The organism is Allocoprococcus comes (genome assembly GCF_013300725.1).
Taxonomy (GTDB): Bacteria; Bacillota; Clostridia; order Lachnospirales; family Lachnospiraceae; genus Allocoprococcus; species Allocoprococcus comes_A.
Window position 1 is genome coordinate 1 of sequence record NZ_JAAIMM010000128.1, and the last position, 327, is coordinate 327.

General features: G+C 48.6%; 1 pseudogene. It reads right to left on the reverse strand.

The features are described 5' to 3' along the window. Positions 1 to 326: pseudogene (locus G4407_RS17340) on the reverse strand (SpaA isopeptide-forming pilin-related protein); the annotation flags it as partial. Position 327: the final 1 nt, after the last annotated feature.

The following is a 327-nucleotide window of genomic DNA, read 5'->3' on the forward strand; positions in this document are numbered from 1 at the left end:
TAAGTTCCGGCTTTGTCCGGATGGTATTCCCCACCCTTTTCATCTTGGATGCTGACAAGCGTAACATCCTCTTTTTCTGCATCATAATGGATTCCTTCCATACTGCTTTCTACTGCAAATGTTTCATCCGAAATCTCTTTCGTGATATCGTCTGCCGTAACTGCCTTCTCTTTCTGACTCGTAGCCGCCTGTTCGGATGCCTGTACCTCCTGCCCCACATCCGTCTGCTCAGCAGCAAACGCATTGGCACTGCTTAAGGTACTGACGCCCACCAGGACAGCCAGTCCAAAGGCTGCGATTCTGGTTTTTAAATTCTTCACCTTCATG